At 70.6% G+C, this 26,827-nt stretch carries 25 protein-coding genes; 15 read left to right on the forward strand and 10 right to left on the reverse strand.

What is annotated here, in order from left to right; translation table 11 throughout:
* Together benC and G6N45_RS02905 are read left to right on the forward strand one after the other, a co-directional pair.
* Entirely contained in the window at window positions 1-2,589 is a 2,589-nt protein-coding gene (gene benC / locus G6N45_RS02900) for a benzoate 1,2-dioxygenase electron transfer component BenC (protein ID WP_246228858.1), read from the forward strand.
* Between the two features lie 23 nt (window positions 2,590-2,612).
* Window positions 2,613-5,249, forward strand: coding sequence for a helix-turn-helix transcriptional regulator (locus G6N45_RS02905; RefSeq protein ID WP_281353825.1), 2,637 nt, complete (start codon window positions 2,613-2,615; stop codon window positions 5,247-5,249).
* 1 nt (window position 5,250) lies between these two features.
* Here G6N45_RS02905 and G6N45_RS02910 read toward each other — a convergent pair whose 3' ends face one another.
* The 5 genes from G6N45_RS02910 to G6N45_RS02930 form a co-directional block, all read right to left on the reverse strand.
* A complete protein-coding gene (locus G6N45_RS02910; RefSeq protein ID WP_163720333.1) occupies window positions 5,251-6,735 on the reverse strand; it encodes a flavin-containing monooxygenase in 1,485 nt (494 codons plus the stop codon).
* Window positions 6,736-6,789: 54 nt separating this feature from the next.
* A complete protein-coding gene (locus G6N45_RS02915) occupies window positions 6,790-7,503 on the reverse strand; it encodes a cutinase family protein (RefSeq protein WP_163720334.1) in 714 nt (237 codons plus the stop codon).
* Between the two features lie 91 nt (window positions 7,504-7,594).
* Complete coding sequence (locus G6N45_RS02920) at window positions 7,595-8,404, reverse strand: DUF5718 family protein (RefSeq protein WP_163720335.1); 810 nt, start codon at window positions 8,402-8,404, stop codon at window positions 7,595-7,597.
* Between the two features lie 44 nt (window positions 8,405-8,448).
* Window positions 8,449-8,745: a DUF3618 domain-containing protein gene (locus G6N45_RS02925; RefSeq protein WP_163720336.1), complete on the reverse strand. Its 297-nt coding sequence runs from the start codon at window positions 8,743-8,745 to the stop codon at window positions 8,449-8,451.
* The gene (locus tag G6N45_RS02930; RefSeq protein ID WP_057150157.1) at window positions 8,729-9,133 is read right to left on the reverse strand and encodes a phage holin family protein; all 405 of its coding nucleotides are present in this window, start codon (window positions 9,131-9,133) and stop codon (window positions 8,729-8,731) included. The genes G6N45_RS02925 and G6N45_RS02930 overlap by 17 nt, the downstream gene beginning before the upstream one ends.
* Before the next feature lie 70 nt (window positions 9,134-9,203).
* On the opposite strand from G6N45_RS02930, the gene G6N45_RS02935 reads away from it, so the two are divergent.
* The 4 genes from G6N45_RS02935 to G6N45_RS02950 all read left to right on the forward strand — a co-directional run bounded on the left by G6N45_RS02935 (window position 9,204) and on the right by G6N45_RS02950 (window position 13,124).
* A complete protein-coding gene (locus G6N45_RS02935; RefSeq protein WP_246228859.1) occupies window positions 9,204-9,449 on the forward strand; it encodes a hypothetical protein in 246 nt (81 codons plus the stop codon).
* A 41-nt stretch (window positions 9,450-9,490) separates the two neighbouring features.
* Entirely contained in the window at window positions 9,491-10,714 is a 1,224-nt protein-coding gene (locus G6N45_RS02940) for a YihY/virulence factor BrkB family protein (RefSeq protein ID WP_163720337.1), read from the forward strand.
* A gap of 61 nt (window positions 10,715-10,775) precedes the next feature.
* Entirely contained in the window at window positions 10,776-11,867 is a 1,092-nt protein-coding gene (locus G6N45_RS02945; RefSeq protein ID WP_163720338.1) for a YihY/virulence factor BrkB family protein, read from the forward strand.
* Between the two features lie 180 nt (window positions 11,868-12,047).
* On the forward strand, window positions 12,048-13,124 hold the full coding sequence (locus tag G6N45_RS02950; RefSeq protein WP_163720339.1) for an NAD-dependent epimerase/dehydratase family protein: 1,077 nt from the start codon (window positions 12,048-12,050) through the stop codon (window positions 13,122-13,124).
* Here the strand turns inward: G6N45_RS02950 and G6N45_RS02955 are convergent.
* Both G6N45_RS02955 and G6N45_RS02960 read right to left on the reverse strand, forming a co-directional pair.
* Window positions 13,121-15,340, reverse strand: coding sequence for a glycoside hydrolase family 3 C-terminal domain-containing protein (locus G6N45_RS02955; RefSeq protein WP_163720340.1), 2,220 nt, complete (start codon window positions 15,338-15,340; stop codon window positions 13,121-13,123). The genes G6N45_RS02950 and G6N45_RS02955 overlap by 4 nt on opposite strands.
* Window positions 15,341-15,354: 14 nt before the next feature.
* Window positions 15,355-16,188 carry a GNAT family N-acetyltransferase gene (locus tag G6N45_RS02960; protein ID WP_163720341.1) on the reverse strand — a complete coding sequence of 278 codons (834 nt, stop codon included), beginning with the start codon at window positions 16,186-16,188 and terminating at the stop codon, window positions 15,355-15,357.
* Window positions 16,189-16,297: 109 nt separating this feature from the next.
* Here G6N45_RS02960 and lysE point away from each other — a divergent pair, with 109 nt between their 5' ends.
* From lysE to G6N45_RS03005, 9 genes are all read left to right on the forward strand, one after another.
* Window positions 16,298-16,906: an L-lysine exporter gene (lysE, locus tag G6N45_RS02965; protein WP_163720342.1), complete on the forward strand. Its 609-nt coding sequence runs from the start codon at window positions 16,298-16,300 to the stop codon at window positions 16,904-16,906.
* 44 nt (window positions 16,907-16,950) lie between these two features.
* Window positions 16,951-17,535, forward strand: coding sequence for a TetR/AcrR family transcriptional regulator (locus G6N45_RS02970; protein WP_163720343.1), 585 nt, complete (start codon window positions 16,951-16,953; stop codon window positions 17,533-17,535).
* Between the two features lie 48 nt (window positions 17,536-17,583).
* Window positions 17,584-18,537 carry an ABC transporter substrate-binding protein gene (locus tag G6N45_RS02975; RefSeq protein WP_163720344.1) on the forward strand — a complete coding sequence of 318 codons (954 nt, stop codon included), beginning with the start codon at window positions 17,584-17,586 and terminating at the stop codon, window positions 18,535-18,537.
* 12 nt (window positions 18,538-18,549) lie between these two features.
* Window positions 18,550-19,239 carry a queuosine precursor transporter gene (locus tag G6N45_RS02980; RefSeq protein ID WP_179965265.1) on the forward strand — a complete coding sequence of 230 codons (690 nt, stop codon included), beginning with the start codon at window positions 18,550-18,552 and terminating at the stop codon, window positions 19,237-19,239.
* A 99-nt stretch (window positions 19,240-19,338) separates the two neighbouring features.
* Window positions 19,339-20,019, forward strand: a complete 681-nt coding sequence (locus G6N45_RS02985; RefSeq protein ID WP_163720345.1) for a 5-oxoprolinase subunit B family protein — start codon at window positions 19,339-19,341, stop codon at window positions 20,017-20,019.
* A complete protein-coding gene (locus tag G6N45_RS02990) occupies window positions 20,016-20,924 on the forward strand; it encodes a 5-oxoprolinase/urea amidolyase family protein (RefSeq protein ID WP_163720346.1) in 909 nt (302 codons plus the stop codon). The genes G6N45_RS02985 and G6N45_RS02990 overlap by 4 nt, the downstream gene beginning before the upstream one ends.
* A complete protein-coding gene (locus tag G6N45_RS02995; RefSeq protein ID WP_246229011.1) occupies window positions 20,918-21,466 on the forward strand; it encodes a GNAT family N-acetyltransferase in 549 nt (182 codons plus the stop codon). Before G6N45_RS02990 ends, G6N45_RS02995 begins: the two co-directional genes overlap by 7 nt.
* A gap of 117 nt (window positions 21,467-21,583) precedes the next feature.
* Window positions 21,584-22,726, forward strand: coding sequence for a uroporphyrinogen-III synthase (locus tag G6N45_RS03000; RefSeq protein WP_163720348.1), 1,143 nt, complete (start codon window positions 21,584-21,586; stop codon window positions 22,724-22,726).
* On the forward strand, window positions 22,723-23,424 hold the full coding sequence (locus G6N45_RS03005; RefSeq protein ID WP_163720349.1) for a sirohydrochlorin chelatase: 702 nt from the start codon (window positions 22,723-22,725) through the stop codon (window positions 23,422-23,424). The genes G6N45_RS03000 and G6N45_RS03005 overlap by 4 nt, the downstream gene beginning before the upstream one ends.
* Here G6N45_RS03005 and fdxA read toward each other — a convergent pair.
* From fdxA to nirB, 3 genes are all read right to left on the reverse strand, one after another.
* On the reverse strand, window positions 23,404-23,757 hold the full coding sequence (gene fdxA, locus G6N45_RS03010) for a ferredoxin (RefSeq protein ID WP_163720350.1): 354 nt from the start codon (window positions 23,755-23,757) through the stop codon (window positions 23,404-23,406). The two genes, G6N45_RS03005 and fdxA, sit on opposite strands and share 21 nt — an antisense overlap.
* Window positions 23,758-23,895: 138 nt before the next feature.
* Entirely contained in the window at window positions 23,896-24,243 is a 348-nt protein-coding gene (gene nirD / locus G6N45_RS03015; RefSeq protein WP_057150126.1) for a nitrite reductase small subunit NirD, read from the reverse strand.
* Entirely contained in the window at window positions 24,240-26,762 is a 2,523-nt protein-coding gene (gene nirB / locus G6N45_RS03020; protein ID WP_246228860.1) for a nitrite reductase large subunit NirB, read from the reverse strand. The genes nirD and nirB overlap by 4 nt, the downstream gene beginning before the upstream one ends.
* Window positions 26,763-26,827: the final 65 nt, after the last annotated feature.

Below are 26,827 nucleotides of genomic sequence, written 5' to 3' on the forward strand. Positions count from 1 at the left end.
GTGACCGCTGTGTCACCCCCCGCGCCCATCCAGAACCCGGCCGAGGTCTACTCGGTGGCGCTGTCGTTCGAAGACGGCGTCACCCGGTTCGTCAGCTGCCGCGGTGACCAGACCGTCGCCGACGCGTCCTACCGGCAGCGCATCAACATCCCGCTGGACTGCCGCGACGGCGCCTGCGGAACCTGCAAGGCCCTCTGCGAATCCGGCCGATACGACGGCGGGACCTACATCGACGACGCCCTGTCCCCCGATGAGGCGGACGCCGGGTACGTGCTGCCGTGCAGCATGCGTCCCCGCTCCGATCTGGTCCTGCAGATCGCCGGCACGTCCGACCTCGCCAAGACGCAGGCGGCCAGCTACACCGGCACCCTGACCGAGCTGCGCCGGCTGTCGGCGACCACCGTGAAGATCGGCATCGACATTCCCAACCGTGGCGAATTAGCCTTTCTGCCTGGGCAATACGTCAACATCTCGGTGCCGGGCACCGACCAGAGCCGGTCGTACTCGTTCTCCAACGCTCCCCACGAGAGCCGGCTCACCTTCCTGATCAAGCTCAGCCCCGGCGGGGCGATGTCGGACTACCTGACCGACCGCGCCGCCGTCGGCGACACCCTCACCTTCACCGGCCCGAACGGGTCGTTCTTCCTCCGGGAAGCCGAGCGGCCGGTGCTGCTGCTCGCCGGCGGGACCGGGCTGGCGCCCATCCTGTCGATGCTGCGAGCGATGCGCGCCGCCGGCAGCACCCGCAGGTCGCACCTCATCTACGGCGTCAGCACCGACGACGACCTCGCCGCGCTGGACGAGATCACCGAGATCGACACGACTCTGGACACTTTCACGTGGGACCACTGTGTGTCGGATCCCGGCAGCACGGCGCCGAACCGGGGGCCCGACCGCGCGTACGTCACCAGCCTGATCGATCCGGAGCACCTCAACGACGGCGACGTCGCGATCTACCTGTGTGGGCCACCACCCATGGTCGAGTCGGTCCGCACCCACCTCACCGGCGCCGGAATCGAGCCCACCGGGTTCTATTTCGAGAAGTTCGGTTTGGCCAGGACCGGCACTGCCACCACCTCGGGCGCCGTGAGCGCCGGATCCGGGGCCGGGGCCGACGAGGACCAGATCCTGCCGGTGCCGGAGGCGCGCGCACTGGCCGGTCAACCGGTACTGCCGGCAACGAACTTCCCGCCCCTACCCGCTGCGGGACCCGTACGCGACGACGGTGACCTCGCCCGGCGCATCGCCGGTCAGCTGATGGCCGCACCGGAAGCACCGGTCGCACCGCCCGAGGAGCAGCCCCTCGTCAGCGCTGACGGCTACCAGATCGGCGAGGAGCACCCCGAGGTGCGCGAATCCGATGCGCTGTTCGAGGCCCGCTCGGCGCTGGAACTCGGCGCGCTCGAACTGACCATCGGCCGGCTGACCAGCAGCCAGCTCGCCGGTTACCGGCTGCTCGCCGAGTCGACGCTGCCCTATGTCGACGGCGACCACTTCGTCGACGCCGTGCAGTACACCGAGACCAACGCCGCCTTCCACGACTATCTGTTCACCCTCACCGGCAATGACCATCTCCTGCACGCCTACCAGGCGCTCGGCGTCAAGGGGCGGATGAGCGAGGTGCTCAGCGAGGCGACCTGGTGCCATCCGCTGTGCGCACGCGACCACGTCGACATCGTCCACGCGTTCGAATCCGGTGACCGCGACGCCGCCCGGGAGCTCATCCTCGCCCACGCCGAGCGGTCCAAGCAGACCATGCGCCGCGCGATGGCCGACTCCGCGGCCGCGGCCACAGCGGTCTTCGTCACCCCGGGCAGGTTCGCCGGCAAGGTCGTCGTCGTGACCGGCGCGGCCCAGGGGATCGGGGAGCGCACCGCCCGGCGGATCCACGCCGAAGGCGGAACCGTGGTGCTCGCCGACCGGTCCGAACTGGTCGAGGAGTTGGCACGTCAACTGGCCGGTGACACCCGGTCGGCGCTGGCCGTCACGGCGGATCTCGAACACATCGACGGCGCAGAAAACGTTGTGCAGCATACTCTTTCGAATTACAGCCGCATCGACGTGCTGATCAACAACGTGGGCGGCGCGATCAACTTCAAGCCGTTCACCGAGTTCAGCGCCGCCGAGATCCGCGCCGAGATCGACCGGTCGCTGATGACCACGCTGTATGCGTGCCGCGCCGCGCTGCCCGCCATGGTGCACCGCGGCCGCGGCGTCATCGTCAACGTGTCGTCGGCGGCCACCCGCGGCATCCACCGCATCCCGTACTCGGCGGCCAAGGGCGGCATCAACGCGATCACCGCGTCGCTGGCGATGGAGTACGCCGAGGCCGGTATCCGGGTGGTCGGGACGGCGCCCGGCGGGACGACGGCGCCCGCGCGGCGCATCTCCCGCGGCACCCCCGAGCCGTCCACCGCCACGGAGCAAGCCTGGTTCGACGCCCACATCGGCCAGACCCTCGCCTCGTCGCTGCTCAAGCGTTACGGAACTCTGGACGAACAGGCGGCGGCGATCTGCTTCCTCGCCTCCGATGAGGCGTCCTACATCACCGGCACGGTGCTGCCCGTCGCCGGTGGCGACCTCGGCTGACGCGGGCCGCCTACGATGGGCTCGTGACCGGGACGTCCGTCGCGTTCGTCGGCCGCGTCCGCGAGATCGACGAGCTGACACGGCGATGCGCCATGGCCCGCTCCGGCGGCTTCAGCCTGCTCACCGTGACCGGCCCGGCAGGTATCGGCAAGACCGCGCTGCTGCGGCAGGTGGCGGAGCGCCTTCCCGCGGCGCGCTGGGCCACCGCCACCCCCTGGGAAACGGATTTGGCCGGCGGCGTCGTGAGCCAGCTGCTGCAGGAAGCCGCCCCCACCGACCCCATCGCCGCAGCCGACGCACTGGCCCACGCCCTCACGGGTGACGATCCCGTGCTGGTCGTGATCGACGACGCCCAGCACGCGGATCTCGTCTCGCTGCAAGCCGTTTCGACATTGTCGCGGCACCACCGCGGGTTGCCCGTGACCGTGGTGCTGGCCACCGACGGTTCGCGGCTGCCCACACCGGATCTGGATGCCGAGCAGATCCGGTTGACGGGCTTGTCGCGCAGTGAGGTCGCCGAGCTGGCCTCGGCGACCGGCCGGATCCTGCATCCCGCGATGGCCGAGCGACTGACCCGGCTGACCGACGGCGTCCCGCGCCACGTCCGCGACCTGCTCGACGAGGTACCCGCCGCGACATGGACGCGCACCGATGCGAGGCTGCCCGCGCCTCGGGCCGTCGCGCGCCGCGTCGCCGCACAGCTCGACGGCGCCGGGCCGGGTGGCCGCGCCCTCGTGGTGGCGCTGGCCGTCCTCGGCGAGCACAGCAGCCTCGCCGACGCGGCCCTGCTCGCCGGTGTCGACGATCCCCTGGCCGCACTGGAATCCGCGATCGGAGCCGGACTGCTGGCACCCCGCGACATCGCCGAACCGAGGTGGGCCGAGAGCCTGACCGCCGCCGCGGTGATCGACGCGACAGGCATCAGCGCGACGGCCGAACTGCACCGGCACGCAGCCGACGTCGTCACCGATCCCGCGGCGCGGCTGCGGCACCGGGTGGCCGCCACCCCGGTGCCCGACCCGGCGCTGGCCGACGACGTCGACACGCTGGCCCGTTCCCACGGCAACAACGGCGCCTGGGCGCAGGCCGCCGAGCTGTTCCGCGACGCCGGCCGGCTGACCGCCGATCCGCTGCTGCGCGACGAGCGGCTGATGCTCTCGGTGGATGCATTGGTGGCGGCCGGGGACTGCATCGGCGCCGCGGCGCTGGTGCCCGTGGTGGAGAGTCTGCGCGAAACACCGCTGCGCAATGCGGTTCTGGCCTACCTGGCGATCCTGCGCGGGAGAGCCACCGAAGCAGAACTGCGCCTGCAACGCGCGTGGGACATCGTCAACACCGGACGTGACCCCGGCACCGCGGCGTTCATCGCGCAGCGTCACGTCTTGCATGCCCTCGTGCACTGCCAGGGAGACCAGCTCGTGCACTGGGCCGACCGCGCCCTGGAGCTCGCCGATCCCGGATCACCCGCCGCCATCGAGGCGAGCGCGATCCGCGGGCTGGGCCTGCTGGCCGCCGGGCAGCCCCGGCGGGCGACGTCCGCCTACGAGGAACTCTCCGCCCGTGTCCGTCACGGCCCACAGGCCCAGCGGGTGGCGATGGGGCGCGGATGGGTCCAACTGATGCGCGATGACGTCGACGCGGCCCGGACCAGTCTGGAGACCGCCGTCGCCGCAGCATCGCTGGGCGGATCGACGCGGATCACCCTGTGGGCGTACGGATGGCTGGCCCGCGTGCAGTTCGTGACGGGCGAGTGGGACGACGCGATGGTCAGCGTCGCACACGGACGGCTGCTGGCCGACAGCAGTGGAATCGTCCTGGTGACACCGCTTCTGGAGTGGACCGCCGGTCAGATCGCCGCGCTGCGAGGGGACTGGGACGCGGCGGCCGAAGCCGCGCGGACGGCCGCGGTGTGCACGGGGGAGTACGCGATGATGCGCATCCCGACGCTGCTGCTCCAGGGTCAGATCGCCGAGGCCCACGCCGACTACCCCGCGGTGCGCAGATTCGTCGACCCGTTGCGCCGCATCGCTACGGGCACGTCCCTGCAGGAGCCCGGATACTGGCCGTGGCCGGATCTGCTCGCCAACGCGCTGGTCCTCGACGGCGACCTGGCCGGCGCCGAAGAGTTCCTGCGGCCCCACGAGCAGCGTGCGCGGGCACGGGGGCACCGCAGCGCGCAGGCCCGGCTCGGGTATGTCCGGGGGCGACTCCTTGGCGCCCGCGGCGACATCGCCGCGGCACGAATATGTTTCGACGAGTCGCTGGCCCAGCTCGACGGGCTGCCGCTGCGCTACGACGCAGCCAGGGTCAACTTCGCCTACGGGCAGACCCTGCGCCGGGCGGGCAAGCGCCGGGCCGCCGATGCGGCGATCAGCGCCGCCCGCGAACTCTATGCGTCGCTGGGCGCGGCGACCTATGTGGCCCGCTGTGACCGCGAGCTGAAGGCAGGCGGCCTCAACCAGGTGCGCGACACCAACGACGGTATCGAGCTCACGCCCCAGGAGGAGGCGGTGACCACGCTGGTGGCCCGAGGGCTGTCGAATCGTGACGTGGCCGCGGAGCTGTTCGTCTCGCCGAAGACCGTGCAGTACCACCTGACCCGCATCTACGCCAAGCTCGGTGTGCGCTCACGCGCGGAGCTGGCTGCGTTGCGGCGCTGAGTCAGCTCCGTTCGCGCAGCAGCTCCCACTGCTCCTGCTCGCGGGCGGTGAACGCATTCGACATGATCGCGCCGAACGCCGCCGCGTCGCGGGCGAACGTCTCCGCGGCGCCGGGCAGGGCATCGGGACCGTCGAGCCGGAAGCAGCTGGGCGCGAGCGGTCCGAACAACAGGGCGCGCCGCAGGTCCGGCCACGAGTCGAGGTCCGGCTCGCAGCCGGCCGCCCGCGCGAAGGCGATGGCCGCGATGTTCATCCGGGTCTTCTGCGACAGGCCGCGCCGCGCCCGGTACGCGTCGATCGATGCGCGCTGCGCTGCGGGATCAAGCGGCGGGATCACCCCGCCCCAGACGTAGGCGATCCAGCGTGCCTGCAGTTCCAGCGGCACGAAGTAGCCGCCGGACTGGTCCCACATCCCGACGAACGCCAGACCCGGCAGGTCCGGGTGGAAGGTGTACCGGTCGGCGTCGATGTGCACGGTGTCGAGCGCGACGGTGGCCCTGATGTCGTCATCGAGAAACGGGAGATCGAGGGCGAATCCGGTACCGAAGACGATGCCGTCGAACGGCGTCGTGCTGCCGTCACCGAACGTCACGTCTCGCCCGGACACCGACGTGAGCCACGGCCGGATCCCGATCCGGCCCTCGGCGACGAGCGGAAGGTAGTGCTGGCTCAGCGTGACCCCGGCCGCGAACAGCGACGGGTCCGGTCGCGGCGCCCCGTACTGCTCGGGGCTGCCGCCGGCGTCGGTCACGATGTCGCGAAGCTGCCGATCGACGGCCGACCTCGGCAGCTGTTCGTCTGCCAACACCCCGTAGCGGGTGAAGATGCGGTGATCCGACGGGACGCCGGCGGCGAACTTGGGCAGCACGTAGCGCTGCCGCCGCTGCGTCACCATCACGGCGTCGGCACCACCCTGCGCGAGTTCGGCGGCGATCTCCAATGCGCTGACCGCACACCCGCCGACCAGCACTCGTTTGCGGCGGTACCGTTCGGCGCCGCGGTAGTGAAATGTCGACGTCACCCCCTCCGAGCCGGCGAAGGACTCCAGGCCGGGCACCGTCGGCAGCGCGGGGGTCTGGAAGCGTCCACTGGCCACCACGACCCTGTCAAACATCTCTGCGCCACTTTCGGTTTCGACGGTCCAGCCACGCGCGCCCCGGCTCAGCCGGAACACTCTGGAGAACAACCGGATTCGGTCGACGAGTCCGAACGTCTGGGCGTAGCGGTTCAGATAGTGGCGGATGTCGCCGGCGGCGAGGAACGTCTGGTCGCCGGTGTGGGGCAGCTCGCTGAACGCCGTCAGGACGCGGCTGGTGTTGGTGTAGAGGCCCGGCCAGACACCGCTGGTGCCGTCCAAACCAGTCCACTGGCCGCCGAGTGCGGGCGCCTGCTCGAACAGGTGCGGCTCGAAACCCTGCGCAGCGAGCCAGCGCGCGGCGACCAGTCCGCCGGGGCCCGCCCCGATGATCGCAACAGTCGTCGCCACCGTGGCACTGTCGCACGCCGTGCGGTCACTGCGGACCGCATTGGGCGACGGGGATCAGCCCGCGGTGCCCGACGCGTTGACGAGAACGCCGGCCGGGACACTGCCTGCGAGCCGGCTCGCGACGAAATCAGCTGCCTGCGTGACCATTCCGGACTCCACGTAGTGGCTGTGGGCAGGCCGGTCGTCGCCGTCGGAACAGACCGGGTCGGCTCCGTTGCACAGGTCGATGGTCTTGGCACCGTAGAGCGGACTCGACGTGGTCAGGATGCGCCCGATCCGGCCCGCGGGGTTACCGAACACCGCGACGGCGGCGACATGGTCGGCGACGGGGGCCGGCATCGGGCGTCCGAACCCGAACGTGGCGGCGGGATCGCCGGTGATCAGATCCACCACCGCCGCGCCCTGCGAATACCCGCCCACCACGATGCGGGTATCGGGGCAGCGGGCGGCGGTGGCCTGGATCTGAGCGCTGGCGTCGTCGGCGCCGGCGGGCGCGGACTGCAGGAAGTCGTAGGACGCAGAGTAATTCACGGCCGAGGCGGTGACGGTGCGGCCGCCGAGTTGGTCGCGCAGGTCATCGACGAACGCCTCACCGACTCGGCCGAGGCCTGTGGGTTCGGCCGTGCCCCGGGCGAAGACGACCTGCACGTCGGGACAGGCGTCGGCGGCGTCGGCGCTCGCCGCACCGGGACCGATCAGGCCGGCCGCGGCGACCGCGCCTATGCCACTCATCAGCAGGGCCCGCCGCACGGTGTGCTGATCGGTCATCTCGGTCTCCTCCGTCGTGGCCGCCCCTGCGGCATCACCAAAAGGAATGCCTGCGACCGCGCAGAAATTCCAGGGAGACCCGAGTGGGCCGCTACCGCACCGTCTGGCGCAGCTCCGCGGCGGCGTCGGTGTCGGTGTCGTAGACCCGCACGATCGCGTCGTCACCTGTCTTGAGGTAGGTGCTCTCCCCGAGATCTGTGTAGCGGGTGGCGCCGATGCCGATGAGCACGTGTTCGGGGTGGCCACTGGCCACCATCAGCGCACCGACATCCTCCAGCGGGGTCTCCGGTGAGCCCTTCTGGTTGGCGAGCCGCTCGACGATCCAGTCCAGCAGGACCTCGCCGTAGTACGAGTAGCCGATCAGGGGGCTGTCGACGCCGTAGGCGTGCTCCGCACCGTCGGAGTGCAGGAAGCAGACCAGGCGCAGCGACGCGGTCGGCCCGTCCGGGGTCAGGTCGCTGATCTCGAAGAACGACTCCGAGACGCCCTTGGAGGCCGGGCCCCAGTTCTTCTTGTGGCTGATCTTCTTGGCGCCCGGCCTGCGGATAGAGCAGTCGTTGAAGGCGCCGAGCGCGAACGGTTGCAGAGTCACGATCGTGTCGCCCTGCCACACCACCCGGCACGCCAACCCGACCTCGGGTTCGATCTGCAGGTTCAGCGGCCCTGAGAACTCGGGGCTCTCGGCGGGCAGCTGGATCGCGTCATTGGACAGCGGAAACTCCCCGAGGAAGCTCTCCGCTCCGGGGGCGTACCACGGGAAGATGCCCTTGGGAGCGGCTCCCTCACTGGCCACGTTGACGAAATCGACGGCCTCCCCGGCCTGTTCGAGGTGTCCGGCGAAATTGCCCGCCACCCCGAAGCCGAACCAGTTCCGCATCTCGCTCAGGGGGATCTCGATCACGGTGGGTCAGCGTACGCGAACGCACCGTGGCCGATCGACTGATCTCAGCGCCGGTGGCGCAGCCAGATCAGCACGCCCAGTGTCGCGGCTGCGGCGAGCAGAACACCCACCGGAACGGCCGGCTTCGCCTTGGCGGTGTCGAGCGCGTCGTGACTGCGTTGCGCCACAGCCTGTTTCGTTTCGGCGACCTTCTGCTGAGCGCGCCCCTTGACGTCCAGCTTGTCGGAGAGCGCTCCGACGGTCTCCCCGAGTTCGGCGCGCGTGCGCTCGATGTCGGCCTGCAGCTCGTCGACACCGGCGTCCGGCCCCGGCTCGGGCCGCGGATCAGGCTGTACTGCCATGACGGGCTCCCTTCAACTCGGCGATGTCGGTCTTCACGCTGTCCACCGACACCGATGCCGGTGGCGGCACCTTCTCGACCTGCTTCTTGCCGATCAGCGCGGCGATGCCCGCCGCGGCGAACAGCACCACCGCCACGATCACCGCGGCCGCCCATACGGGCAGCACGAGGGAGAGCGCGGCGACAGCAGCCGCGATGAGGGTGGCCAACCCGAGGACTGCGAGCAGTCCAGCCGCGCCGGCAAGGCCGGCACCCACGCCGGCGTGCTTGGCCGACTCCTGCATTTCCTTCTGCGCCAACCGCAGCTCGTCACGAACCAAGCGTGACGTCTGCGAGGACAACTGACCCAGAAGCTCCCCGGTGGAGGGCTCCGTCTTCGGTTCCGTCATTTTCGAGGAGTGCCCGTTGCGTGCCCGGACAAACCCGGAACCGGGGCGGCGGCGAGGGCGTTGACCTTCGGTGACCCGCCGGACTCCCCCCGATCTCGCCGGCCGGCTGCTCGACGTGAAACGGACCTACCACGAGCCCGGCATCGACCGCTTCCCCCGCGCGCGTCAGGTGCTCGCCCGGTATCCCGAGGCCGAACGGATCGAGGTGGCCTCCCACCAGGCGATCCCCGGGCTGTACGGCAACGAGGGCAACGTCGAGGACTGGGACCTCATCGGCGCCACGCTGCCGGAGTGCCGGATCCGTTACGCGTTCTGACGCGACGTTTCGGGCCGCCGCCCGGAGGGCAATACCGGGCAATGCAACAGCAGCTCACGCCACCCCGCCCGAGGCGCAGCCCCGCCGCACTGGCCGGCGCCTTCCTGGCCGGCCTGGCGACCGGAGCCCTGACGACGCGCAAGGCCGCCGACGAGCGGCCGGAGCCGCCGAGCCCTGCGGGCCCAGTCGGCACCCCGGTCACCGAACCCGCCGAGCCGCCGCGGCCCGCGCAGGACGTCGAGGACCGGCCCGACGCCGACGATCCCGACAAGCCGGACTCCCCGACCGAGCTGACCCGGCCGTCGCTGCTCTACGTCCTGCGCCAGACCGCCGGCGAATTCACCCGCGACCAGTGCATGGACCTCGCCGCCGCGCTGACCTATTACGCGGTGCTGTCGCTGTTCCCCGCACTACTGGTGGTGATGTCACTGCTCGGTGTCGTCGGCCAGGGCGAGCGCACCGCCGACACCATCCTCGGGATCGTCGACGACGTGAGCCCCGGTGCGGCCGTCGACGTTCTGCGCCAGCCGATCGAGCAGCTCGTCAACGCGCCGTCGGCGGGATTCACGCTGGTGGCAGGCCTCCTCGGCGCTTTGTGGTCGGCGTCGGGCTACGTCGGCGCCTTCGGCCGTGCGATGAACCGCATCTACGAGGTCGAGGAGGGCCGCCCGGCGTGGAAGCTTCGGTTGCAGCAACTCGGGCTGACGTTCGGCGGGCTGATCGTCGCGGCCATCGCGGCGCTCCTGCTCGCGGTCAGCGGACCGGTCGCGGAGGCGGTGGGCGGCCACCTCGGCATCGGCCAGACCGGGCTCACGGTGTGGAACATCGCCCGGTGGCCGGTGCTGCTGCTGCTCGTCGTCGTGGGCGTGGCGACGCTGTACTTCACCGGTCCCAACGTCAAGCAGCCCAAGTTCCGCTGGATCAGTGTCGGGGCGGCCATCGCGATCCTCACCTGGATCGTCGCGTCGCTGCTGTTCGGCTTCTACGTCGCCAACTTCGGCAGCTACAACAAGACGTTCGGCACTCTCGCCGGGGTCATCGTGTTCCTGCTGTGGCTGTGGCTGACGAACCTGGCGCTGCTGTTCGGCGCCGAGGTGGACGCCGAACTCGAGCGTGGCCGCCAGCTGCAGGCCGGAATCCCCGCCGAGGATCTTCTGCAGCTTCCGCTGCGCGACACCAAGGTGATCGACAAGAACGCCGAAAAGGAGCATGCGCTGCGCGAGCGCGGCCGCACCCTGCGGCGCTCCCACGGAAAGCGGGCATGACTGCGCAGGTGAACGGGTATCCCCGCTGCGGCGCAAAGCCGGACAGGCGTGGGAGGTCACGATGGTCAAGTGGCTCGATCGCTTGCAGCAACGCAGCCGGGCGGCCGGTTTCGCCATCGCGGTGGTCTACAAGTACGTCGACGATCAGGCCGGCTATCTGGCCGCACTGATCACGTACTACGCCTTCGTCTCGCTGTTCCCGCTGCTTCTGCTGCTGACCACGCTGTTGGGCGTGGTGCTGTCGGGCCGGCCGCAGTGGCGCGACGAGATCGTCAGCGCAGCCATCGACCAGTTCCCGGTGATCGGCGACCAGCTCAGCCGACCCGAGGCCCTCAGCGGCGGCACCACCGCGGTGATCATCGGCATCGCGGGCGCGCTGTATGGCGGGCTCGGCGTCGGCAACGCCCTGCAGAACGCGATGAACACCGTGTGGGCGGTCCCCCGGTACACGCGTCCCGATCCCATCCGGGCGCGCCTGTACAGCTTGATGCTGCTGATCGTGCTGGGGTCGGCGGTCATCGGGACGACGGTGCTGACCGCGGTCGGCAGGGCGTGGGCCGGCCTGGGGTTCCTGGGCACCGCCGGAGTCGTCCTCGCGTCCCTGGCGTTGAACACGGCGGTGTGCGTCGCCGCGTTCCGGGTGACCACCGTGCGGCCGCTGAGCTACCGCGACGTCCTACCCGGGGCGATCACGGCCGCAGCGCTCTGGCAGATGCTGCAGTGGTTCGGCGCGGCGTACGTGGCCCACGTACTGGGCTCGGCCAGCGCGACCAACAGTGTGTTCGCGATCGTGCTCGGCCTGATGGCGTTCCTGTACCTGGTGTCGACATCGCTTCTGGTGTGCGCGGAGATCAACGCCGTCCGGGTGAACCGGCTGCACCCCCGCGCCCTGCTGACGCCGTTCACCGACAACGTGGAGCTCACCGAGGCGGACCGCAAGATGTACGCCGGCCAGGCCGAAGCCCAGCAGGCCAAGGGATTCCAACGCGTCGACGTCACCTTCCACAAACCCGAAGCCGACGACGACACGGGCGTTTGCGGCCCCGATGGCCAGGGTATGGCCGAGGCACACCCACGAAGCGGAGGCCACACACATGAGCGTCACCAGCCGAACGCGGTCGGCGGCCCGCACGGGCCTGAAGGTTCAACGTAGGATCGCGCTGGCCCAGCTGCTGTTCTGGCCCACCGTGATCACCACCGGGGCTGTGCTCACCGCGCTCGTGATCGCCGGGCGCCGACGCGGCCGGTCGACGAGTTCTGAGTACGTACCGGCCTCGGGCGTCGGTGCGGCTGAGGCGATGCCGGTGCCCGACAGCCCCGCGGCGACAGCTTGATGCGCATCGTCATCACCGGCGCGTCGGGCAACGTCGGCACCGCACTGCTGCGCCGGCTGGCCGAGGACGCGCCGGGTCACGACATCGTCGGCGTGGTGCGCCGGCCGCCGGAACCGGCCGGCGTCTACGACACCGTGCGTTGGCACAGCGTCGACCTCGCCGAGCCCGACGCCGCGACCCGGCTGCGGCCCCTCTTCGAGGGTGCTGACACGGTGGTCCACCTGGCCTGGGGCTTCCAGCCGACGCGCAACACCGAATACCTGACCCGTGTCGGTGTCGGTGGCACCACCGCCGTTCTGCACGCGGCACACGATGTTTCGGTCGGCCAGCTGGTGCACATGTCGTCGGTCGGCACCTACGCCGGCGGCCGGTATGCCCGGCGGGTGGACGAGTCCTGGTGCACCTCCGGCATCCCGTCCTCGCCGTACAGCCGCGACAAGTCGGCCGCTGAAGGCTTGCTCGACGACTACGAGCGCGACCACGGCGACGCCGGCGTGGGCATCGCCCGGATGCGACCCGGCTTCATCGTGCAGCGCGCGGCGGCGAGCGGGCTGATGCGGTATGCGCTACCCGGCTGGGTGCCGATGCTCGCGGTTCCGCTGCTGCCGGTGCTCCCGCTCGACCGCCGGCTGTGCATCCCGCTGGTGCATGCCGACGACGTCGCCGCGGCTGTGGTCCGCGCGATCGAACGCCGTGCCACCGGAGCGTTCAACCTGGCCGCCGAACCGCCCGTCACCCGCACCGAGGTGGCGAAAGTGTTGGGCTCCTTCCCCGTCCACGTACCGTCCCGGGTGCTGGGCGCACTGGTCGATCTCAGCTGGCGGATGCGCCTGCAACCGATCGACCGCGGCTGGCTCGACCTGGCGTTCAGCGTCCCCCTGCTGGACTGCGGGCGGGCCCGTACCGAACTGGGGTGGCAGCCCCGGTGGTCCTCGGTGGCCGCGCTCACCGACGTCATCACCGGTGTCGCCGAGCAGGCGCACACCGAAAGTCCGCCGCTGCGAGCACGATCGATGGTCGAGCAGGTGCGCCGCGACCTGACCGAAGGTCTGATGACCACCCGGCACCTGCCCTAGTCCGCAGGCCGGTCGGCCGCTTCCAGAAGGGCGTCGATCATCGCCGGGTCGACGTCGGCGCCACCGGCGGCGGCGAACACGATTGCCCGTTGGATCGGGATTCCGTCGAGCATCCGCGCGACGTCCACCCCCTCGGGCATCATCCCCGCGGTGCTACCGGCATCCGGCATCGCCGACGCCATCGCCTCGGCCAGCGCGGGGCCGGCCACCGGGTGCGCCAACACCTCGCCGATCGACGACATCCGCGTCAACGGCAACCCGATGTCGTCACCGGCGACGTCGACGCTCAGCGAGGCGCGCACGTCGCGACTCGACGCGGCGACCTCGATGGTGTAAGTCCCCGCCTCGACGACCCATCCGTCGACACGAATGTCCCAATAGGCCAGGTCTTCTCGCCGGACGGTCAGGCGGATCTCACGTGTCTCACCGGGCTCGAGGGGCACCGAGACGAACGCCTTGCACTCCCGCGGGGCCCGCGTGACGGCGCTGTCGCGGACGCCGGTGTAGACCTGCACGACCTCCCGCCCGGCCACCGCACCGGTGTTCGTCACCGACACCTCGACGGCGATGCCGCCGGCGTCGTCGACGGCGGCCGACGCGTCGCCGTAGTGGAAGGTGGTGTAGCTCAGCCCATGGCCGAACGGAAAAGCGACGTCGAGATCCCGCGCGTCGTACCACCGGTAGCCGACGAAAAGGCCCTCGCCGTAACGGACATGGCCGTGTTCGCCCGGGAAGTCGAGGTAGGCCGGCGTGTCCTGAAGTCGCCGCGGGATGGTCTCGGTCAGCTTGGCCGACGGATTGACCACACCGAACAGCACGTCGGCGACCGCGCCGCCGCAGGCCTGGCCGAGCAGCCAGCCCTCGAGCAGCGCGGGCACGTCCTCGGCGAACGGCAGCGCCACCACCCCGCCGTTGGACAGCACGACCACGGTGCGCGGATTCGCCAGCCGCACCGCGTCGAGGAGCGCCAACTGCGCTGCGGGAAGGTCGATTCCGTCGCGATCGTAGCCCTCGGACTCCGCCGCGGCCGGCAGGCCGAGGAACACGACGGCGACGTCGGCAGCCGATGCGGCGGCGACGGCGTCATCGAGCGGGTCACCGGGGTGATAGGTGACGGTTCCGGTTGCCAGAGCACGGATCTCGTCGAGGGCGGTGTCGAGACGGGTCGGGTTGATCTTCGACGAGCCGCCACCCTGGTAGCGGGGCTCGACGGCGAAGGCGCCGATGACGGCGATGCTGGTGTCAGGCCGCAGGGGCAGCAGGTCACCGTCGTTGCGCAGCAGCACGATCGACCGCCCGGCCGCCTCGCGGGCCAGTGCGTGGTGAGCGTCTTGGTCGACGGGGTCGGCGCCCCGGCCTCCGGCCCGCTCGATCAACCGCAGCACCCGGCCCGCCGCCTCGTCCACCCGCTGCGCGGCGAGCGTGCCGGCCTCGACGGCGGCCAGGATCGCCGCGTCCCCGGCGCGGGTAGGGCCGGGCATCGCGAGGTCCAGGCCGGCGACCAGCGACGCCGGACGGTCGTCGGCGGCGCCCCAGTCCGAGACGACGACACCGTCGAAGCCCCACTCCTCCCGCAGCACCGTCGTCAGCAGCCACGGGTCCCGCGCGGTGTAGACGCCGTTGATCCGGTTGTAGGAGCACATCACCGTCCACGGCTGCGCTTCGCGCACGACGTGGGCGAAGGCCCGCAGGTAGATCTCCCGCAGCGGGCGGGCGTCGATGTCGGCGCTGACCCGCATCCGGTCGGTCTCCTGGTTGTTGGCCGCGAAGTGCTTCAGCGAGGCGCCCACCCCGCGGCTCTGGATACCGGAGACCATCGCCGCGCCCAGCACCCCGGAGACGACGGGGTCTTCGGAGAAGTACTCGAAGGTGCGCCCGCACAGCGGGGTGCGCTTGATGTTGATACCGGGACCGAGCAGCACCGCCACGTCCTGGGCGGCGGCCTCCGCGCCGATCGCCGCGCCCACTCGCGCGACGAGTGCGGGATCCCACGAGCAGCCGAGTGCGACAGCCGGAGGAAAGCAGGTCGCAGGCTCGCTGTCGCCGATACCGTCGGCACCGGCCCTCTGCTTTCGCACGCCGTGCGGCCCGTCGGTCAGCACGATCGACGGAATTCCAACGCGCTCAATCGCTTCGGTGCGCCAGAACCCGGCACCACTGGTGAGCGACACCTTCTCCTCGAGCGTCAGGTCGGTCGGGGCCGGGAGAGGAGTCACGGTTCCATGGTGCCTCAGGCCCCCGCGAAGTCGATGCGCACGCAGTCGGTGACGGCCTCGAAGCCGATGCGCCGGTAGATCCCGTTGGACACCGGGTTGGCCGAGTCCGCGAACAGCACCACCTCGCCGGTCCCGCTGCGATGCGCCAGCCGGGCCGCCGCGGCCGTCACCGCGGAACCGAAGCCCTGCCCCCGGGCCGCGGTCGGCGTGTACACCGGCCCGATCCGGGATACGCCCGACGCGGGAGCGCGCAGCATCGCCATGCTCACCGGCTCGTCACCGAGCGTCCAGAGCACGAACCGGTCACCGACGTCGGCGGCGCGGGCGAGGAACCGCGCGCCAGCGGCGTCATCCCGGGGTTCGTTGAACGTCTCGACGAAGAAGCCCTCCACCCAGTCGACCAGCAGAGCGTGATCGTCCCCGGTCCCGAGACGGCAGGCGCCGCGCACGCCTGCCGGTGGCGCCAGCGTGCCCAGCCGGTAGAGCCTTTCGGCAAGGTCGACGTGGCCGACCCGGCCGGTGGCCGACTGCCAGGCGGCCGCGAACCGCGTCGCGACGTCACGGACGCCCCGGATGCCGTGGAGGTCGGGATGGGTCTCGGCGAGCAGTTCGGCCGCGCACTCGGTCGCGGCGCCCGCCAGACCGGTGACCAACAACGGGTAGGGCGGCGTCTGCAGCGCCGCCCCGACCGCGGTGTGACCGTCGTGCACGGTCACCATCAGCGACTGCGCGGGTATCCCGGCGCCGAGCGCGGTCAACTCGATCGTGTGCAGGACGGGATCGCGCCGGTACAGCGGACCGGCGTGCGCGAGGAATGCGTCGCGATCGTCGTGCAGGCGTGCGTCCATCACTTCAGCATGAGCACCGGGCCTGGCACGGTCGAATCATTAACGTCACTAATCCTGATGAAGAATCTTGAGCTGTACTGTTGCGCAGGTCGGCCCTAGCGTCAGACACATGACGACCACGGCGCTGATCGTGCTCAGCGGCTTCGCCACCACGATGGCGCTGATCGCGGCGATCGGCGCGCAGAACGCGTTCGTGCTCCGCCAGGGCATCCGGGGTGAGCACGTCCTTCCGGTGGTGGCCGTCTGCACCGTGTCCGACCTGCTCCTCGTCGCCGCCGGCATCGCCGGTTTCGGCGCGCTGGTTCGCGCCCACCCCGATCTGGTGACCGTCGCGACGTACGGCGGCGCCGCCTTCCTGCTGGGTTACGGCCTGCTCGCCGCGCGTCGTGCGCTGCGGCCGGGAACGCTGACGCCGTCGGAGGCGCAACCGGCCCGACTTGCCGGCGTACTGGCCACCTGCCTGGCGCTGACCTTCCTCAACCCGCACGTCTACCTCGACACCGTGGTGTTGCTGGGCGCGCTGGCGAACGAGCACCGCGAGGGCCGCTGGCTGTTCGGCATCGGGGCGGTGACCGCCAGCGCGGTCTGGTTCACCGGGCTGGGCTTCGGTGCACGGCGGTTGCGCCGCTACTTCGAGTCGCCGCGAACATGGCGGCTGCTCGACGGCGGGATCGCGGTGATGATGATCGCGCTGAGTGTGACGCTGGTCCTCAGCTGATCCAAACGGCCAATGTCTCAAGACGACTCCGCCACAATCGAGGGATGTCCCCAGCCAACACAGAGGGGCTCCGGGAACGCAAGAAGCGGCAGACCCGTGAAGCCGTCCGCCATGCGGCGTTCCAGCTGTTCGAGCGCAACGGCTACCCCAACACGACGATCGAGCAGATCGCCGAGGCCGCCGACGTCTCCCCGCGCACCTTCTTCCGCTACTTCCCTAACAAGGCGGCGCTGCTGATCCCGGATCAGCTGATGGAACCGATCATCGAGTTGTTCGTCGCCGCCCCCGCCGACATGTCCCCGATCGCTGCCTACCGGCACGCGCTCGAACAGGTCTTCAGCGGCATCGCCGGGTCGGAGTGGGGCGAGGAGATGGCGCGGCAGCGGCTGCTGTACACGTTGCCGGAGGCCGGCGGCGCGCTGTACCACGAGTACATCCACACCATCGAGCTGATCACCGAGGCGCTGGCCACCCGGCTGGACCGGCCCGTGGACGATTCCCAGCTGAGAATCACCGCCGGCGCGATGACCGGGGTGATGATGGCCGCGCTGCACGGGACACCGATGGCTCCCGACGCCCTGTTCGCGGGGCTGGACTTCCTCGACGCCGGCCTGCCGCTGACTTCCTAGCGCCGGCAATGTCCGGCGACTTCACGGTCAGCTGGCTATTCTCGCCGGGTGCCCGAGTTGTGGTCCCGGCGGAAAGTTCTGGCGATGACCGCCGCGGCGGCGTTGCTGACCGCCTGCAGGTCCGAGAAACCGGGTGCCGTCGCCTCGGACGGCTCGGTCACCGTCACGCACGCCTTCGGCGAGACGACGATCCCCAAGCCGCCGACCCGGGTGGTCAGCGTGGGCCTGAACGACGTTGACTTCCTGCTCTCGGTGGGTGTCGTGCCGGTCGCCGTGACGGACTGGTTCGGCGGCGAACCGTTCGGGGTGTGGCCGTGGGCGCAGCCCCGGCTCGGCAACGCAACACCGGTGGTGCTCTCGCTCGCCGACGGCATCCCGGTCAAGGAGATCGCGGCTGCCCGCCCGGATCTCATCGTCGCCACCAACGCCGGGCTGGATGCGGACACCTACACAGCGCTCAAGGCGCTCGCCCCGACCATCCCCCAGTCCGGTCGCGCCGCCTTCTTCGAGCCGTGGCGCGATCAGGCCGACCTGATCGGGCAGGCGACCTACCACCACGAGGACATGACCAAGCTCGTCGCCGACGTCGACGCGTCCTTCACCAAGGTCAAGGACGACCACCCCGCCTTCGCCGGCCGGAAGGTGCTGCTGCTCGACGGCCGGCTGGAGCCCGGCGGCGCCCGGGTGAGCGGGCCGGCCTGGCGGCGCGCATTCCTGACCGAGATGGGCCTCACCCTCGCCGACGCCGACGGGCTGATCCCGCGGGACCGGCTGACCCCGGTGCTCGACGGTGCGGATGTCGTGATCTGGACGACCGAGAGCGACGAGGAGCAGGCCGCGCTGCTGGCCGACCCGGCCGTCGCCCAGTCCCGCGTCACCACGCGGGCCCGCAATGTCTTCACCGGCAAGGAGCTGGCCGGCGCGATCGCCTACGCCTCGACGCTGTCCTACCCGGTGGTGGTCGACAAACTGCCGCCGATGATCGCCACCGCGCTGGGCTGATCTAATGGGCCGGTGACCGAGCAGCCCACCGACCTGGATCATCACGCCACCTTCGCCCGCGTGGGCTCGGCCTACTATCCGATCCTCGTCGCCGTGTTCACCGCGCTGGTGATCATCTCCAACGTCACCGCCACCAAGGGCGTCGCCTTCGGGCCGATCATCACCGACGGCGGCTTCATCGTGTTCCCGCTGACCTACGTGATCGGCGACGTGCTCAGCGAGGTCTACGGGTTCAAGGCCGCCCGGCGCGCGATCATGACCGGCTTCGCGATGAACATCCTTGCCGCCCTTGCCTTCTGGGTGACGATCTACCTGCCGGCCGCGGATTTCTACACCAATCAGGAGCACTTCGAGAACGTCGTGCACGCCTACACCCAGTTGATCGTCGCGGGGCTGGCCGGCTTCATCGTCGGGCAGACCCTCAACGCCTGGGTGGTGGTGGCGATCAAGGAGCGCACCAAGGAGAAGCACCTGTGGGCGCGGCTGGTCGGCTCGACGTTCGTCGGCCAACTCGGGGACACGCTGGTGTTCTGCACGATCGCCGCCAGCGCGATCGGCATCTCCACCTTCAAGGACTTCGCCATCTACACCGCGCTGGGCTGGTTCTACAAGACCGCCGTTGAGGTCGTCATGCTCCCCGTCACCTACCGGGTGATCGCGTCGATCAAGCGCCGCGAGCCCACGTACCAGCTGGTGGGTTGAGGGCCGTTCCTCTGAGCCGTTCCTAAGGTAGCTCTGGCAAGGTTCACAGAGCTGCGGCGAGCAGCGGCCAGGAAAGCTACTCGACGGTAGCGTTGGCACATGAGCGTGACTGCGGATGCGATGCAAGCAATGCGAACCGGGGGCGCACGCACGATCCACGACTATGGGGATCGGGCGCTCCTCCTCGAATTCGGCAGCACTGCCGAAGTGTTGGCGTGGACCGATGCGCTGCGGGCAGCCGAGCTGCCCGGTGTGGTGGATCTGGTGCCCGCCGCCCAGACCGTGCTGGTCAAGTTGGCCGGCGTCGACTACCAGGCCCCGACGCGCCAGCGTCTGAGCCGGGTGCAGCCGAGCGCGGAGGCGATGGCCGAGTCCGCCGCGCCGCCCGACGGGCACGCCGACGTCGTCATCGACGTCGTCTACGACGGTGCGGATCTCGACGATGTGGCGCGGCTGACCGGGCTGAGTGCCGACGACGTCGTCGCCGCGCACACCGCACGGCCGTGGCGGGTCGGGTTCAGCGGATTCGCGCCGGGCTTCGCCTACCTGGTGGGCGGCGACGAGCGGCTCGCGGTGCCGCGGCGCGCGGAACCGCGCACGAAGGTGCCCGTCGGGTCCGTCGGGCTGGCCGGCGCGTTCAGCGGCGTCTATCCGCGGGAATCGCCCGGCGGGTGGCAGTTGATCGGGCGCACCGACGCGGTGCTGTGGGACGTCGACCGCGAGAATCCCGCACTGCTGACTCCCGGCCTGTGGGTGCAGTTCCGGGCGGTGCACTCATGAGCGGGGTGACGCTGGAGATCCTGCAGCCCGGACCGCTGGCCCTGGTCGAGGACCTCGGCCGGCCCGGGTTGTCACACCTCGGCGTGACGCGGTCGGGAGCGGCCGACCGGCGCTCGCACACGCTGGCCAACCGGCTGGTCGCCAACCCCGGCGACCGTGCCACCGTCGAGGTGACACTCGGCGGCTTCGCCGCCCGAGTGTGCGGCGGAGACGTCGCGATCGCGGTCACCGGGGCCGACACCGACCCCGCGGTCAGCGGAGTTCCGTTCGGCACCAACAGCATTCATTACGTTCGCGCCGGTGAAGTGATTTCGCTGGGGCCGGCCCGCTCAGGGCTGCGCTCCTATCTGGCCGTCCGCGGCGGGTTCGACGTCGCCCCGGTGCTCGGCTCGCGCAGCTACGACGTGATGTCGTCGCTCGGCCCGCTGCCGCTGCGCTCGGGTGACGTGCTCGCTGTCGGGAAACACACAGACGAGTTCCCCGAACTCGACCAGGCGCCGGTCGCCGCCCTCGACGGCGAGGCACTCGAACTGCGGGTGGTGCCGGGACCGCGCGACGACTGGTTCGTCGACCCCGACGTGCTGGTGCGGACGAACTGGCAGGTCACCAACCGCAGCGACCGGGTGGGCATGCGGTTGGTGGGGATGCCGCTGGAGTACCGCTGGCCCGACCGCCAACTGCCCAGCGAAGGTGCCACCCGCGGCGCGATCCAGGTGCCGCCCAACGGTTTTCCGGTGATCCTCGGTCCGGATCATCCCGTCACCGGCGGGTACCCCGTGATCGGCGTCGTGGTCGACGAGGACATCGACGCGATGGCCCAGGCGCGGCCGGGGCAGACCGTGCGACTGCACTGGTCGCGGCCCCGGGTGCCGTTCGGCCCGCCGGGTGACCGGTCGGCCTGGTAGACACTGGAGGTGTGCGCGCACGCCTCGTTCACACCTCGGACCTCGACGACGAGACCCGCGAGGACGCCCGCCGGATGGTCATCGAGGCCTTCGGCGGCGAGTTCTCCGATGCTGACTGGGAGCATGCGCTCGGCGGCATGCACGCCGTGATCTGCCAGCGCGGAGCGATGATCGGCCACGCGGCCGTCGTGCAGCGCCGACTGCTCCATCAGGACACCGCGCTGCGGTGCGGCTATGTCGAGGCGGTCGCGGTCCGCGAGGACCACCGCGGTCAGGGCCTGGCGCACGCGCTGATGGACGCCGTCGAGCAGGTGATCCGCGGCGGCTACGTCGTCGGCGCCCTGGGGACCAGCGATCTGGGCCGGCCGTTGTACGCGGGTCGCGGCTGGGTGCCCTGGCAGGGACCGACCTCGGTGCTGGCACCCAGCGGACTCATCCGCACCCCCGACGACGACGGCGCGGTGTTCGTGCTGCCGGTGTCGGCGACGCTGGACCCGGCGGCCGGCATCGCGTGCGACTGGCGTGACGGCGACGTGTGGTGAGCCCTCACAGTCGGGCGCTGTCGGCGGTGAGCGGAAATTCACGCCCTGTCCGGCGGTGACACGACCCCGCAACGGCCGGGTAACCGGCGCGAAACACGACCTGAATAGACAGTGGGCATGAGTGAGCCGGACTGGTCGCCGCTCACCGGATTCCGGGTCGCGGTGACGTCAGCGCGGCGCGCCGACGAACTCGCCGCGTTGCTGACCCGTCGCGGTGCGACCGTCACCAGCGCGGCCGCCATCGAGATGGTGCCCCTGCCCGATGACGACGAACTGCGACAGCGCACGCGCGCACTGATCGACCAACCGCCCGACATCGTCATCGCCACCACCGGCATCGGCTTCCGCGGCTGGATCGCCGCCGCCGACGGCTGGGGCCTGGCCACCGAGCTCACCGCGGAGCTGGCCAAGGCCCGCGTCGTGTCCCGTGGCCCGAAGGCCACCGGCGCGCTGCGCGCAGCCGGCCTGCCCGAGGAGTGGTCACCGGACTCGGAGTCCTCGCGCGAGGTGCTGCACTACCTCGTCGAGGGCGGCATCGCGGGCGCGCGGATCGCGGTGCAGCTGCACGGCGCCACGGCCGACTGGGATCCGTTCCCCGAATTCCTCGACGAACTGCGTTCGGCGGGAGCCGATGTCGTGCCGATCCGGGTGTACCGCTGGCATCCGGCGCCGCGTAACGGGGATTTCGACGCGCTCGTCGCGGACATCGCCGCGGAGAAGTTCGACGCGGTCAGCTTCACGTCGGCGCCCGCGGTCGCGTCGGTGCTGCTGCGGGCGCGGGAGATGGGCATCGAAGCCGAGGTACTCGAGGCGTTGCGCGGTGGGGTGCACGCGATGTGTGTCGGGCCCGTCACCGCGCGGCCACTGGTCCGTCTCGGGATACCGACGTCGGCGCCGGAGCGGATGCGGCTGGGCGCGCTGGCCCGGCACATCACCGACGAACTGCCACTGCTACAGGCGCGGACGGTCCGGGTGGCCGGGCATCTGCTCGAGATCCGCGGCAACTGCGTGCTGGTCGACGGCGCGGTCAAGGCGATGTCGCCCGCGGCGATGGCCACGATCCGGGCGCTGGCGCAGCACCCGGGCGCAGTGGTGTCCCGGACCGATCTGCTGCGCGCACTGCCCGGCAGCGGCACCGACACCCACGCGGTCGAGACCGCGGTGCTGCGGCTGCGGACGGCACTGGGCGACAAGAAGATGGTGGCCACCGTGGTCAAACGCGGCTACCGGCTGCCCGTCGACGAGGCCTACGCGTCATGAGCTACGTGCTGGTGGCCCACGGCACCCGCAAGCGGCCGGGGGTGTCGCTGATCGGGGACCTCGCGTCCCGGGTGGCGGCGACGCTGGACCAGCCGGTGCACGTCGCGTTCGTCGACGTCGTCGGCCCCACACCTGCCGAGGTGCTCGGTGCCCGTACCGGGGAACCGGCGGTGCTGGTGCCGGCGTTCCTGGCCCGCGGCTACCACGTCAGCAGCGACATCCCCGCCCATGTGCGGGACAGCGGACACCACGGCGTCACCGTCACCCGCGCGCTCGGACCCGACCCGCAGCTGGTGCGGGTGCTCGTCGATCGGTTGATCGAAAGCGGTTGGCGGCCTGTTGATTCGGTGATCCTCGCGGCAGCGGGCACGTCGGATCCGGCGGCGATGCGCGACCTGCACACCACGGCGGCGTGGCTGTCGGCGACGCTGGGCTCACGGGTGGAACTCGCGTTCGCCGCGACCGGGCAGCCGCGGGTGGCCGACGCGGTCGCCGCGCTGCGAGGCCACGGCAGGCGCGTTGTCCTCGCGTCGTACCTGCTGTCCGAAGGCCTGTTCCAGGACCGGCTGCGCGACAGCGGCGCCGACCTGGTGACCGATCCGCTCGGCACGCATCCCGGCATCACGCGGCTGATCGTCAGCCGCTTTCAGCGGGCGCTGGTGTCGGAGCCCGTGGCGTCAGGGGTGCGGGGTCGTTGACGGCGGCCGCGCGGCCACCAGCGGTGTGTCCACGCCGACACGGCCCAGCCTGACCGCGCCGCCGGGATCTCCGAGCGGGGCGTCGCGGCCAGGCAGGACCATGCTGAAGAAGGCCGCGTTGTCCTCCAGAGACGCGGCTTCTTCGTCGGGCAGGTCGGTCTCGTAGTAGATGGCGTCCACCCGGCACGCGATGCGGCAGGCGCCGCAGTCCACGCACTCGTTCGGGTTGATGTACATCGCCCGGTCGCCCTCGTAGATGCAGTCAGCGGGGCACTCCTGCACACAGGACTTGTCGACGATGTCCACACACGCGCTACCGATCACATACGTCATGCCTACGACGGTAGGTAGTTCTCGCGCCGCCGTCGTGGGCCGAAAGTCCCTAGTTGAGTCACACTTGAACATCGCCGAAATTGCATTCCAGCAGCGAAAGTGCGAGTGGGGACCTGCTGGAATACAAGTTCGGCGGAGTCAGGAGCCGACCTGGACGTCGCCGTCCGGGGTGACGCGCGTGGCGTAGACCGGCAGCTCGTAGGCGGGGTCGTCGAGGCACACGCCGTCGTCGAGGGCGAACGCCTGCTTCTTCAGCGGCGAAGCCACGATCGCCCGACCGCCGCGGTCGCCGACGATGCCGCGCGAGATCACCGCGGCCCCGGTGAACGGGTCGATGTTGCCCACCGCGTGCAGCGTGCCGTCGTCGAGAAGGAACAGGGCGGCCTGCGCGCCGTCGGGCAGCAGCACCCCGACGCCTCGGTTGGGCAGCAGGAAGTCGAGGCGGCAGGCCGTCGTCCATACCGCGACACCGTCGAGAACAGTCATCGCTGAACCACTTTCGGCATGCCGATGGGCGTCGGCACCATGCGCCCCGCGCTGCGGGTGAAGCTCACCGTGGGGTCCTCGACGCCGGGCGCGTTGACGAACGACACGAATCGCGCCAGCTTGTCCGGGTCCTCGAGCACACCCTTCCACTCGCACGCGTAGCCCTCGACGTGCCGGGTGATCGCGGCCTCGAATTCGGCTGCCAGACCCAGCGAGTCGTCACACACCACCTCACGCACATGCTCGAGGCCCTTGTCCTCGACCCACGGCGCCGTGCGCTGCAGCCGGTCAGCGGTGCGGATGTAGAACATCAGGAACCGGTCGACGTAGCGCACCAGCGTGTCGTCGTCGAGGTCGCCGGCCAGCAGCTCGGCGTGGCGCGGCGTCATGCCGCCGTTGCCGCCGACGTAGAGGTTCCAGCCGTTCTCGGTGGCGATCACGCCGACGTCCTTGCTGCGTGCCTCCGCGCATTCCCGTGCGCACCCGGACACCCCCATCTTGATCTTGTGCGGGGCGCGCAGCCCGCGGTAGCGCATCTCGAGGTTCACCGCCATCTGCACCGAGTCCTGTTGGCCGTAGCGGCACCAGTCGCTGCCCACGCAGCTCTTGACCGTGCGAAGCGCCTTGCCGTACGCGTGCCCGGATTCCATCCCGCCGTCGACCAGGCGACGCCAGATCTCGGGCAGCTGGTCGACCCGGGCGCCGAACACGTCGATGCGCTGACCGCCGGTGATCTTGGTGTAGAGGCCGAAGTCCCTGGCGATCTCGCCGATCAGGATCAGGTGCTCGGGCGTGATGTCCCCGCCGGGCACCCGCGGCACCACCGAGTAGCTGCCGTTGCGCTGGATGTTGGCCAGGAAGTGATCGTTGGAGTCCTGCAGCGAGGCCTGTTCCCCGTCGAGGATGTGCTCCGTGCTGGTGGAGGCGAGAATCGACGCCACCACCGGTTTGCAGATGTCGCAACCCTTTCCGGACCCGAATCGCTCGATCAGCCCGGAGAAGGTGCGGATCTCGGTGGCGGTGACGATTTCGAACAGCTCGGCACGCGACTGCGGAAAGTGTTCGCACAGCGCCGTGGACTGCTCGACACCCTGGGCGTCGAGCAGCTGCTTGAGCAGCGGCACGCACGAACCGCAGGACGTGCCGGCCCTGGTGCACGCCTTCAGCCCCGGCACGTCGCAGCAGCCGGCGGCGATCGCGTCGGTGACCTCGCCCTTGGTCACGTTGTTGCACGAGCAGATCTGGGCGGTCGCCGGCAGTGCGCCGACCCCGACGGTGGCCGCGCCGCCGTCGGATCCGGCGGGGGTCAGGAATGCCAGCGGGTCACCCGGCAGCTTCTCGCCGACCATCGGGCGCAACACCCCGTAGGCCGAGGCGTCGCCGACCAGGATCCCGCCCAGCAGCGTCGACGCGTCGTCGGAGAGCACCAGCTTGGCGTAGGTCTGCCGCACCGCGTCGTTGACGGCCACCTCCAGGCAGTCCGGGGTGGCACCCATCGCGTCGCCGAAACTCGCGACGTCGACACCGAAAAGCTTGAGTTTGGTCGACATGTCCGCGGTGCCGAACTCCGCTGCGCCGCCGAGCAATCGGTCGGCGACCACCTCGGCGCTGGTGTAACCGGGTCCCACCAGGCCGTAGCACCGGCCGTCGATGGCGGCGACCTCGCCGATGGCGTATATCCGTGGATCTCTTGTCGCGCAAGAAGAGTCGGTGAGCACACCGCCGCGTTCGGCGATCGCCAGGCCCGCGGCGCGGGCGAGCTCGTCGCGCGGCCGCACGCCCGCCGCGAACACCACCACCCCCGCGTCCACCGTCTGCCCGTCGCTCAGGGCCACCCGCACCCCCGCTTCGGTCGGCTCGATCCGTTCGGTGCCGACCCCGACGTGCACGTCGATGCCCAGCGCGCCGACCATCCGGCCCAGCAGAGCACCGCCGGCCTCGTCGAGTTGCTGCGCCATCAACCGCGGCGCCATCTCCACCACGTGCGGGGTCAACCCGAAGCTGCGCAGCGCGTTGGCCGCCTCCAGACCCAGCAGCCCGCCTCCGATGACGACACCGGTGGCGTCACCGGAGGCGGCGGCTACTGCTCGGGCCGCGTCGGCCCGGATCGCGTCGAGGTCGTCCAGCGTGCGGTACACGTGACACTGCGGCAGGTCGTGGCCGGGTACCGGCGGCACGAACGCCGAGGAGCCGGTGGCCAGCACCAGCGCGTCGTAACCGAACTCGGCGCCGTCGGCCGTGGTCACCGTGGTGGCGGCCGTATCCAGCGCGGTGACGCGCCTGCCGAGTCGCACGTCGACGAGGTCGTCTCCGCGGTAGAGGTTGCCGGGGAGCGCGAGCCGGGGACGCTCCCAGTGCTCGGTGTACCCGGTCAGGCCGACCCGGTCATAGGCGGCATCGAGTTCCTCGGCCAGCACCGTCACCTGCCAGCGGTTCTCGGTGTCGCGGGAACGCAGAGCCTCGACGAAGCGGTGCGCGACCATGCCGTGGCCGACGACCACGACGCGTGAAGTGTGCATGGCGCTGAGGCTAGGAACCCGATATTGCCGCTGTGTCGCGCCGTGTGAAGCGCCCATCACGGTGT

This window comes from Mycolicibacterium psychrotolerans (assembly GCF_010729305.1).
Lineage (GTDB): Bacteria > Actinomycetota > Actinomycetes > Mycobacteriales > Mycobacteriaceae > Mycobacterium > Mycobacterium psychrotolerans.

Coding starts and splice junctions, on each gene's coding strand:
- G6N45_RS02915 (WP_163720334.1), bottom strand. CDS start 7,503: ATGACCGATCAGCACACCGTGCGGCGGGCCCTGCTGATGAGTGGCATA.
- G6N45_RS02925 (WP_163720336.1), bottom strand. CDS start 8,745: ATGGCAGTACAGCCTGATCCGCGGCCCGAGCCGGGGCCGGACGCCGGT.
- G6N45_RS02930 (WP_057150157.1), bottom strand. CDS start 9,133: ATGACGGAACCGAAGACGGAGCCCTCCACCGGGGAGCTTCTGGGTCAG.
- G6N45_RS02940 (WP_163720337.1), top strand. CDS start 9,491: ATGCAACAGCAGCTCACGCCACCCCGCCCGAGGCGCAGCCCCGCCGCA.
- G6N45_RS02945 (WP_163720338.1), top strand. CDS start 10,776: ATGGTCAAGTGGCTCGATCGCTTGCAGCAACGCAGCCGGGCGGCCGGT.
- G6N45_RS02950 (WP_163720339.1), top strand. CDS start 12,048: ATGCGCATCGTCATCACCGGCGCGTCGGGCAACGTCGGCACCGCACTG.
- G6N45_RS02960 (WP_163720341.1), bottom strand. CDS start 16,188: ATGGACGCACGCCTGCACGACGATCGCGACGCATTCCTCGCGCACGCC.
- lysE (WP_163720342.1), top strand. CDS start 16,298: ATGACGACCACGGCGCTGATCGTGCTCAGCGGCTTCGCCACCACGATG.
- G6N45_RS02970 (WP_163720343.1), top strand. CDS start 16,951: ATGTCCCCAGCCAACACAGAGGGGCTCCGGGAACGCAAGAAGCGGCAG.
- G6N45_RS02985 (WP_163720345.1), top strand. CDS start 19,339: ATGAGCGTGACTGCGGATGCGATGCAAGCAATGCGAACCGGGGGCGCA.
- G6N45_RS02990 (WP_163720346.1), top strand. CDS start 20,016: ATGAGCGGGGTGACGCTGGAGATCCTGCAGCCCGGACCGCTGGCCCTG.
- G6N45_RS03000 (WP_163720348.1), top strand. CDS start 21,584: ATGAGTGAGCCGGACTGGTCGCCGCTCACCGGATTCCGGGTCGCGGTG.
- G6N45_RS03005 (WP_163720349.1), top strand. CDS start 22,723: ATGAGCTACGTGCTGGTGGCCCACGGCACCCGCAAGCGGCCGGGGGTG.
- fdxA (WP_163720350.1), bottom strand. CDS start 23,757: ATGACGTATGTGATCGGTAGCGCGTGTGTGGACATCGTCGACAAGTCC.
- nirD (WP_057150126.1), bottom strand. CDS start 24,243: ATGACTGTTCTCGACGGTGTCGCGGTATGGACGACGGCCTGCCGCCTC.
- nirB (WP_246228860.1), bottom strand. CDS start 26,762: ATGCACACTTCACGCGTCGTGGTCGTCGGCCACGGCATGGTCGCGCAC.